Here is a 7,111-nt window from a genome sequence, read left to right on the forward strand (position 1 = left end):
GCCCGGACGGCCTCAGCTCGGGCGCAGGGTCTTCTCGAAGCACAACGACTCCGGGTCGCGGTCGTGCGGGGGGTAGGCGGGGATCGGCCGGTAGCCCGCCCTCTCGTACAGGCGGACGGCCGCCGGCTGCCGGATCCCGGTCTCCAGCCGCATCCGCTCCGCCCCGAGGTCCAGCGCGGTCCGCTCCGCCCGCTCCAGCAGCCGTACGGCCAGCCCGGTCCCCCGCTGGGCGGGGTCGACGTACATCCGCTTCAGCTCGCACACTCCTGGGCCGAGCGGCTGGACCGCGCAGCAGCCGACCGCCTTCCCGCCGTCGATCGCGAGGAGGTGGCGGGCGTCCCGGGCCAGGGGCGCGGGCCTGGCGTCGGGAGGCAGACCGTAGAGCGGGACGAGTTCGGCCGTCATGGCGTCGACGAGGGCGAGCAGGCCGGGGTCGTCCGGGGGGCACACGCTGACCACGATCACGCCGACATCCTCACAGAGACGACCGCGGTCGCCGACGCCGCTCGGCGAGATGCGATCGCGGACGGCCGTCCACAGGGCGCGTCCGAGGGCCGCGGCTCGGCGAGGCGCGATCGCGCGGGCCGTCCACAGGGTGCTCCCGGGACGGGACGGCAGCACGGTGGCCGACGCCGCTCGGCAAGGGGCCATCGCGCGCGGCCGTCCACAAGGCGCGTCCGAGGGGACGGCGGGGCCCGGACGCCGTGGCACACTTCCCCGGTGACTTCGCAGAGCATCACCGCCGCGACGGCGGGCACCTGGACGCTGGGCGACCTGACGGTCAACCGGATGGGATTCGGCGCGATGCGGCTGACGGGCGGCCGCCCCTTCCACCGCGACCCCCCGAGTGACCGCGACCGCGTGATCGCTGTGCTCCGGCGCGCGGTCGACCTGGGAATCGACCACATCGACACGGCCTCCTACTTCTCCCCGCTGCGCTCGGCCAACGAGCTCATCAACAGCGCGCTGGCGCCGTACCCGGAGGGTCTGGTCATCGCCACGAAGGTGGGCCCGGGGCGCGACCCGTCCGGCGCGTGGCTGCCCATGGCCCGCCCCGACCAGCTGCGCGGCCAAGTCGAGGAGAACCTCCGCCAGCTCGGCCGTGACCACCTCGACCTGGTCAACCTCCGCGTCATGCGGCTCGACTCGGTCGCCGAGCACTTCGGCGCCCTGGCCGAGCTGCGGGAGGCCGGCCTCATCCGGCACCTCGGCCTCTCCGGCGTCCGGCCCGGGCACCTCGCCGAGGCACAGGCCATCGCGCCCGTCGTCTGCGTGCAGAACCGGTTCGGCGTCGGGGCGGAGGAGGAGGACCACGCGTTCGCGCGCCTGTGCGGGGAGCATGGCGTCGCGTTCACGCCGTTCTTCGCCGTCGCCGGGCAGGGGCGCGAGTCGGGCGCGCGCGGGGACGACGCCGAGGAGGTGCTCCGCGTCGCCCGCGCGCACGGGGTGAGTGCCGCGCAGGTACGGCTGGCCTGGACGCTCCAGCTCGGGCCCCACATGCTGGCCATCCCGGGCACGGGCGACCCCGATCACCTGACGGAGAACGTCGCGGCGGGCGCGCTCCGGCTCACGGACGACGAGATGGCCCGCCTCACGTCCCTGCGGGATCCCGGAGCGTGACAGGCCGGGGGCTCCCGCGCCCCGACAGCCGCCGGCCGAGGCGCTGCGCGGGGGCCTCGATCAGCCGGTGGGTCAGGTAGCCGAGCGGCACCAGGATGAGGAAGAACAACGGGAGGTTCGGGCTCAGCCGCAGCAGGAGCGGGTGGAGGAGGTAGAGCGAGAAGCTGATCACTCCCAGATGGCTGAGCCAGCGAGGGAACGACCGGTGCCGCAGGGCGAACGCCGCCGCGAAGAACGCCGTGGCCAGCACGAGCGCGGGCGCCCAGCCGGGATCGTCCTTGGCCGGGACGCCGCAGACCAGGACGGCGAGCACGGCGGCCACGGCCCAGCGCCACCGGATCGTCCCCTGCTCGGCCCGGTGCACGGCCGTGCCCGCGAACATCGCGGCGAGGATGACGAGGCCCTGCCAGGCGCCGATCCGGCTGCCCAGGACGACCAGGGCCAGCCCCAGCAGCCCGCCCGCGACGGCGACGGCCGTGCGCGTCCCGCCCCGCGCCCGCGCCGTCACGACCACGACCGCGGCCGCCGCCAGGGCGAGGAGCGCGGCGAGCAGGTCGGCCCGCCCGCTGATGACGGGCCGGGGCAGCAACGCCCCGAGGAGCACGCCGAGCACCGCCAGGACGACGGCGATCGGCGCCGACCGGTGCGCCTGCCGCGTTGCGTACAGGGCCACGGTCAGGAGGTAGAACGCCATCTCGTAGGAGAGCGTCCACATCACGTTGATGACCGCCGGGACGCCCAGCAACTCCTGCAGCATCGTCACGTTGCCGAGCACGACGACGGACAGGGGTCGCCGGCCGAGGCCCGGGTGGAGGGCGAACGCCCCGGCGTATCCGAGCAGGAGGGCCAGGGCGACCGCGGTGAGCAGCAGTGGCAGCAGGCGGAACGCCCGGCCGATCCAGAACGCCCGCAGGTCTCCCCGCCGTTCCAGCGACGCGGGGATGATGTAGCCGCTGACCAGGAAGAACACGAACACGCCCCACGTACCGACGTCGATCCTGCGGTCGACGGCCGCCCATGCGCCAGGGATGAACGTCCACGCCGAGTGGTGGAGCGCGACGGCCAGGGCGGCCGGCCCCCGCAGGGCGTCGAGCCAGGCGAGCCGGGACGGATTCGGGGCCATTCGCGTGACTTTAGGCGATAGACCCTGATTACCGCGCTCCTCCCCCTGAGCAACCCAAGGTCCGTTTGCCCGGCGAGCCCAGCCGCCGGGCCGCTCGTCCATCAGGCGATCAGGGGCTGCCTGCCCGCCCGCAGAGCGAGCCGCGCCGCCGGGCTGCCTGGCCGCCCGCAAAGCGAGCCGTGCCGCCGCGCCGCCGGGCTGAAGGCGAGCCGGGCCGCCGGTCCGTCAGGCGAGGATGACCGTTCTCAGGCGAGCGGGATCCGCAGGACGAAGCGGGCCCCACCGCTGGGCGCGTCGCCGACCTCCAGCGTCCCCCCGTGGGCGTGGGCGATCTCTTTCGCGATCGCCAGGCCGAGCCCGGTGCCGCCGCGCTCACGGCTGCGGGCGTCGTCGAGCCGGGCGAACCGCTCGAAGATCCGCTCCCGGTCACCCACGGGGATCCCGGCGCCGTCGTCGGACACGGAGAGCTCGGCGAACCCCCCGCACCGCCGCAGGTGGACCTCCACCGACGCCGCGGCGTGCCGCTGGGCGTTGTCCAGCAGGTTGGCGAGCACGCGGGCGATCTGCGGACGTACCGCGCGGACCAACAGTCCCTCGTCGAGCCGCGTGCGCACCGGCAGGCGGTCGGCCGCAAGGGAGACCTCGTGCCGGACCAGCTCCGGCAGGTCCACCGGGGCCCGCCCGGCGCCGTCGGCGGCCTCGACCCGGGTCAGCAGGAGCAGGTCCGCGACGATGGCCTCCAGCCGGTCCACGTCGGACAGCGCGCAGTCGATCATCGTGGGCACGTCCGTCTCCTCCGGGTGCAGCCGGCACTCCTCCAGCTCCGCCCGCAGTCCGGCGAGAGGGGTCCGCAGCTCGTGGGAGGCGTCGGCCGCGAACCGCCGCAGCTCGCGGAGCACGCGGTCGCTGCGCCGTTTGACGTCCCCGATGCGGCTCAGCGCGCCGTTGACGCTGCGGGCGAGACGCGCGACCTCGTCGTGCTTGTCCGGCTCGGGCACCCGCGCGCCCGGCTCGCGCATGTCGAGCGCGGCGAGTCGCCGGCGGATGTCCTCGACGGGTCTGAGGGCGCGCCCGGTGATCCACCAGGTCGCCAGCGCGGCCAGGATCGTCAGGAGAGCTTCCTGGAGGCCCAGGAACCTGGTGAAGACGACGGCGGAGGTGAGCCGGGCGCCCAGCCGGCCCGCGGGGATCACGGCCGTCCGGGTCCCCGTCCCGACGCTCTGCGCGGCGAGCCGTACGCGTGCCGGAGGCGCGTGTCCGTGGATCCGGACGTCCTGCTCGGGGTCGCCCCCCGGTGGCCGGACCGAGGCGGGGGGCGGCAGCCCCCGCACGTCCCTCGCCGCGTCGAGCACCCGGTGGCCCGGCGCCACCACCTGGACCAGATCGACGCCCGCGACCTTCGGGACGATCGGGGTGGCGAGCGCCGCCGCCCGCAACGCCGCGGCGACGAAAGCGGTCTGCCCCCGGTCGCTCAGCCGGAGTGTGCCGGCGAACGCCCTCCGCCCGGCCTCGCTCGTCATCGCGTTCGTGGGCAGCAGGAGGAGCATCGTCAGGAGGGCGACGAGGGCGGTGACCCGACCGCGGATCGTGCCCGGCCATCGCGGGCCACCCGGCGGACGCACACGCGCGATGACCCGCCCCCGGATCGTGCCCGGCCGTCGCGGACGACCCGGCGCACGCGCGTTACGACGCACCCAATCGATCACGACGTCCCCCCTTCACGCCTCGCTCGCTCCATACTGTATACAGCATGCAGCTCGGCATTGTTCCCGCTGGGGGTCAGCCGCCGGGAGGGGGCTCAGGAGCCCGAGGCCCCCGATAGGGGAGCGTCGAGCTGTAGACGATATTGGTGGTCGTGCTGCCGAACTGGGCCAGTTCGTCCACGATCCGCTCCAGGTGAGCCATCGAGGTCGCCGCCACCTTGAGGGTGTAGCAGTCGTCCCCGGTCGTCCTGAGGCACTCCAGGATCTCGAACCGCTCGGCGAGCAGGCGGCGCAGGGGCTCGTGACGGCTGCCCGGATACTTGAGCCGCACGATCGCGAGGACGGCGAAGCCGGCCTTCTCCAGGTCGACCTCCGCGCGGTAGCCGGTGACGACCCCGTTCGCCTCCAGCCGTCTGACCCGCTCCGTCGTGGCCGAGGGGCTCAGGTTCACCACTCGCGCCAGCTCGGTGATCGTGATGCGGCCGTCCCGCTGGAGCTCGGCGATGATCGCCCAGTCGATTGCGTCGAGATTCCCGGTCATCGCGTCACCGTACCGGGATTTCCACGGCCGATCCCCGCCTTTCCCGTGATGTTTCCCTTCAGGCGGCCCGTACCACCTGGATAGCCTGAACCGGTGCGGTTAGGCGTCAACGTCCCCAACTTCGGCCCCGGCACGGACCCGGGCGTGCTCCTCCGGTGGGCCCGGCTGGTGGAGTCCCTCGGCTTCGACCTGCTGATGGTCTCCGACCACGTGGTGGTCACGCCGGACGTCGCCGAGCAGTATCCGCCGCCCTTCTTTGAGCCGTTCACGACCCTCGCCTGGCTGGCGGGCGTCACCGAGCGCGTCCGGCTCGGCACGACGGTCCTGATCGCGCCGTACCGGCATCCCCTGCTGGTCGCCCGGATGGCCGCGAACCTCGACCGGATCAGCGGAGGGCGGCTCGTCCTCGGCGTCGGCGTGGGGTGGGCGCGGCAGGAGTTCGCCGCCCTGGGGGCGCCGTTCCACCGGCGCGGGGAGCTGACGGACGACCTGGTCACCACGCTGCGCGCCGCCTGGGACGACCGCGACGACTACGGCGAGGGGCGGATACCGATCTGGATCGGCGGCAACAGCGACGCGGGGATCCGCCGGGCGGTACGGCTGGGCGACGCCTGGCATCCGCTGCGCACCACGCTCCCGTGGCTGGAGGAGGCCGTCGGCCGGATGCGGGCGATGGCCGGAGAGGAGGGGCGGCCCGTGCCCGGTCTCGCCCCCCGGATCGCGCTGCGCCTCACCGACTCCCCCGTCACCTCTCCCGGCAGGCTCGCCGGCGAGGGCACGGCCGACCAGGTCCTGGACGACCTCCACCGCCTGCGCCGTCTCGGCGCCGGCACCGTCGTCCTCGACCCGTTCGACGGCGACCCGCGCGAGACGTGCCACCCCGAGATCGCGTGGCGGCGGCTGGCGACCGTGCACGCGGCATGGACCGGCGCCCTGCGCCATTCGAGAACGGAGACCACGTGACCGACGACGAACGCTTCCTCCGCAGGGCCATCGAGCTGGCGGCGTCCGCCCGGGAGGGCGGCGACCCGCCATTCGGGTCGCTGCTGGTCGGTCCGGACGGCGGCGTGCTCGCCGAGGAGCGCAACACGACGATCCGCGACGCCGACATCACGGCCCATCCGGAGCTGAAGCTGGCCAGGTGGGCCGCCCGCGAGCTCGACCCGGCCACGGCCGCGGCGACCACGATGTACACGAGCTGCCAGCCCTGCGGCATGTGCGCCGGGGCCATCGAGCGGTCGGGTCTCGGGAGAGTCGTGTTCGCCCTGTCGGGCGAGCAGCTCAGCGACCTCAAGCCGCCCGCCGGGCCGCCGGCCGTACGGCTGGAGGGCCCGGCGCTGTACGACGAGGCCCGCCGGGCGGTCGAGGGCTACTACGTCTGACCAGCGGGACGACTGTGCCGGGTCGCCGACGCGCCGAGATCGGGCCGCGAAGTACGATCGCGGGATGACGGAAAAGACCGAAACCGTGCCCGGATGGCTCGCTCCGGACGAGCTGGAGTCGGTACGGGGACGCATGCCGATCCTGTACATCGACGCCGTGCCCGTGCGGGTCGACGACACCGGCACGGTGACCCGGGTCGGTCTGCTGCTGCGGATCGGGTCCGACGGCACCGTCAGCCGCGCGCTCGTCTCCGGGCGCGTCCTTTACCACGAGCGGGTCCGCGACGCGCTGTTGCGGCATCTGGAGAAGGACCTCGGGCCGGTGGCGCTTCCCCACGTGCCGATCTCGCCTCAGCCGTTCACGATCGCCGAGTACTTCCCCACCCCCGGTGTCACGTCGTACCACGACCCGCGCCAGCACGCGGTCTCGCTCGCGTACATCGTCCCGGTCGCCGGCGACTGCCGTCCCCGCCAGGACGCGCTCGACCTCGTGTGGTTCACCCCCGAGGAGGCCGCCTCGCCGCTCGTCCAGCAGGAGATGACGGGCGGCCAGGGCGTGCTTCTCAAGCAGGCTCTCGCCCACGTCGGCCGCCTCACCTGACCCGTCGCCGGCACCCGGGCGCCTCATTCGGTAAAGCGTTCTTGACAGATTTCTGAGTGGGAAAAGCGCATCGGGTGAGAGCGCTCTCACCGGATTCGGCCGAAGGGTGCCGGGGCGGCCGCCCCGGCACCCCAGTAGAGC

At 73.9% G+C, this 7,111-nt stretch carries 8 protein-coding genes; 4 read left to right on the plus strand and 4 right to left on the minus strand.

What is annotated here, in order from left to right; genetic code table 11:
- Positions 1-12 precede the first annotated feature (12 nt).
- On the minus strand, positions 13-465 hold the full coding sequence (locus tag MPTA5024_RS13220) for a GNAT family N-acetyltransferase (protein WP_051458127.1): 453 nt from the start codon (positions 463-465) through the stop codon (positions 13-15).
- Positions 466-720: 255 nt separating this feature from the next.
- On the opposite strand from MPTA5024_RS13220, the gene MPTA5024_RS13225 reads away from it, so the two are divergent.
- Positions 721-1,620, plus strand: a complete 900-nt coding sequence (locus MPTA5024_RS13225; RefSeq protein WP_036324230.1) for an aldo/keto reductase — start codon at positions 721-723, stop codon at positions 1,618-1,620.
- Here the strand turns inward: MPTA5024_RS13225 and MPTA5024_RS13230 are convergent.
- The 3 genes from MPTA5024_RS13230 to MPTA5024_RS13240 all read right to left on the minus strand — a co-directional run bounded on the left by MPTA5024_RS13230 (position 1,592) and on the right by MPTA5024_RS13240 (position 4,987).
- Entirely contained in the window at positions 1,592-2,743 is a 1,152-nt protein-coding gene (locus MPTA5024_RS13230; protein WP_036324232.1) for an acyltransferase family protein, read from the minus strand. The genes MPTA5024_RS13225 and MPTA5024_RS13230 overlap by 29 nt on opposite strands.
- A gap of 245 nt (positions 2,744-2,988) precedes the next feature.
- Positions 2,989-4,290: a sensor histidine kinase gene (locus tag MPTA5024_RS13235; protein WP_051458408.1), complete on the minus strand. Its 1,302-nt coding sequence runs from the start codon at positions 4,288-4,290 to the stop codon at positions 2,989-2,991.
- A 232-nt stretch (positions 4,291-4,522) separates the two neighbouring features.
- Entirely contained in the window at positions 4,523-4,987 is a 465-nt protein-coding gene (locus MPTA5024_RS13240; protein ID WP_036324235.1) for an Lrp/AsnC family transcriptional regulator, read from the minus strand.
- Between the two features lie 93 nt (positions 4,988-5,080).
- On the opposite strand from MPTA5024_RS13240, the gene MPTA5024_RS13245 reads away from it, so the two are divergent.
- The 3 genes from MPTA5024_RS13245 to MPTA5024_RS13255 all read left to right on the plus strand — a co-directional run bounded on the left by MPTA5024_RS13245 (position 5,081) and on the right by MPTA5024_RS13255 (position 6,970).
- Entirely contained in the window at positions 5,081-5,950 is an 870-nt protein-coding gene (locus MPTA5024_RS13245) for an LLM class flavin-dependent oxidoreductase (RefSeq protein ID WP_036324236.1), read from the plus strand.
- A complete protein-coding gene (locus tag MPTA5024_RS13250) occupies positions 5,947-6,369 on the plus strand; it encodes a nucleoside deaminase (RefSeq protein ID WP_036324237.1) in 423 nt (140 codons plus the stop codon). The genes MPTA5024_RS13245 and MPTA5024_RS13250 overlap by 4 nt, the downstream gene beginning before the upstream one ends.
- Positions 6,370-6,433: 64 nt before the next feature.
- Positions 6,434-6,970, plus strand: coding sequence for an NUDIX hydrolase family protein (locus MPTA5024_RS13255; RefSeq protein ID WP_036324238.1), 537 nt, complete (start codon positions 6,434-6,436; stop codon positions 6,968-6,970).
- The last annotated feature ends 141 nt before the right edge of the window (positions 6,971-7,111 follow it).

This window comes from Microbispora sp. ATCC PTA-5024 (genome assembly GCF_000511135.2).
Lineage (GTDB): Bacteria > Actinomycetota > Actinomycetes > Streptosporangiales > Streptosporangiaceae > Microbispora > Microbispora corallina.